The following is a 662-nucleotide window of genomic DNA, read 5'->3' as shown; positions in this document are numbered from 1 at the left end:
GGATTTAGGAAACTATGTCATTATTGGATTAGGTACAAATGGAGCCTTTACTACTGAGCAACTTGTATCATTAATAAAATTAATTGGGAATGAACGTAAAATGATTTTTATTAATACGAGGGTACCACGTCCGTGGGAATCAATCGTGAATGAGAGATTGAAAGTGACAGTATCTGAATATCCTAATATAACTCTAGTTGATTGGTATGCAGCAAGTGCTGGAAAGGGAGACTACTTTGCACCTGATGGTGTGCATTTAACCAAAGTAGGTGCAGAAGCATACGCAGCACTTGTAGCCAAAGCGGTGAATCAATAATTAGATATGTTTTATTAATTTCTTTTGCAAAATTAACTGAAATGTAAAAGCTCTATGGTTGAGGAAGACAATTTTTTTGCAGTCATCAATAATTTCTGTAATTTATTATACGTCGGAAAAGCGAAGTTTGGTTGAAGACTCCGTCTTTTTTATACAGGGCATGAATGGTTTCGATGCCTTTTACTATACGTGAGGCATGACGGATGTTTTGAATTCCTGCGGATTTGGAAAAGTGTCTGTCGCTTTACATGACGATGGTCCTGTTCTGTGAGATTATTTATAGGAAGAAAGAATGTAACTTCCTAACTTTAAAAATAAGCCCAAAGAATTATTTAATTCTTTGGGC

The 662-nt window shown here is 35.6% G+C and carries 1 protein-coding gene and 1 pseudogene; one reads left to right on the top strand and one right to left on the bottom strand.

Annotated elements, in window-relative coordinates:
- Positions 1-316 (top strand): SGNH/GDSL hydrolase family protein (locus AC1DTM_RS30395; RefSeq protein WP_477001692.1); only part of this gene is annotated, 316 nt, incomplete at its 5' end.
- A 32-nt stretch (positions 317-348) separates the two neighbouring features.
- Here the strand turns inward: AC1DTM_RS30395 and AC1DTM_RS30390 are convergent.
- Positions 349-597, bottom strand: a pseudogene (locus AC1DTM_RS30390) (hypothetical protein); the annotation flags it as partial.
- Positions 598-662: the final 65 nt, after the last annotated feature.

The sequence above is a fragment of the Bacillus sp. P4_D3 genome, from assembly GCF_056401855.1.
Note: the sequence above shows the minus strand (reverse complement) of the source record. Positions and strands in the feature narration are given on the sequence as shown.